We start from the raw sequence: 971 nt of genomic DNA, 5'->3' as shown, positions 1-971 counted from the left end.
GCGTTTTGTGCAAAAACTGTACTCTGTTGCCAAAAGTACGGCCAGCTTGCTCACATTCCCAAGGTTAAGCGGGATTTAAGGCGATATATGTATGCTTGACGATTCTGACCGTCAGCAAATGGTTATGAATTTTTTAATACGTGAATTCGTTTCACATGACAGCTGTCTGTCGATATCTGGCCGGAGTCGTCCCTTCCCAGCGCCGGAAAGCACGATTGAAACTACTGGTATCGTGGAATCCTAACTGCCAGGCAATTTCTCCCAGCGAGGGATCAGACTGCTTCAAGAGCCGACAAGCCTGCTCATGACGAATGCTGTCCAGCAGTTGCTTGTAGCTATGCCCTTTCTCACTCAACTTACGTCGCATGTTACGCACACTCATGTTTAATGCTGCCGCCACCCGCTCCTGATTCGGTTCACCATAGGGCAGCAGCTCACAGATTTCACTGCGAACCCGGTCAATAATATCAGCGGCCTGCATGCGCGCCAGATAACCGGAAAGTACTTCGCCATTGACCCTCGCCAGTTCCGGGTTGGCTGTCAGCAGAGGGTAGTCGAGAATTTTACCGTTAAAGATAAGGCTGGTTTCATCACTATTGAACGTGACAGCGCAGCGCAGAAATCGCTCGTAGGGCGTTTTATCGCGGGGCTCTGGTCGCCTCACACAAACACCGACGTATAACTCCGCCGGCACATCAAACGTCCAGCTCCCCATATTCACTGCACAGGCCAGAAAAGCATCCATGGATTCATAAGAGGGATCTGGCTGCCCTTCGGGAGTTTTGAAGATCATGTGCAGATGACCATTCTCTTCCCGCGTTTCCAGCACCACCGCCGTACTGATCACCCGCGAAAAGCGCTGCATGATGGCAACCGCTTCCCGCAGCGTACCCTTAACTCCCGCTTAACGATCTGAAGAAGTAAGGCTAAATTGAATGAAGAGAGCGTCCCCTGTGCTCTTCAGGCAAAAT

At 51.2% G+C, this 971-nt stretch carries 1 protein-coding gene; it reads right to left on the bottom strand.

From position 1 onward, the window contains the following. Nucleotides 1-151: 151 nt before the first annotated feature. Nucleotides 152-886: an AraC family transcriptional regulator gene (locus ABD892_RS10490; RefSeq protein WP_345195573.1), complete on the bottom strand. Its 735-nt coding sequence runs from the start codon at nt 884-886 to the stop codon at nt 152-154. Nucleotides 887-971: the final 85 nt, after the last annotated feature.

This window comes from Kistimonas scapharcae (assembly GCF_039540975.1).
In the GTDB taxonomy this organism is placed as follows: domain Bacteria; phylum Pseudomonadota; class Gammaproteobacteria; order Pseudomonadales; family Endozoicomonadaceae; genus Kistimonas; species Kistimonas scapharcae.
The sequence above is the reverse complement of the archived record's forward strand: the minus strand, read 5'-3'. Positions and strand labels throughout refer to the sequence as shown.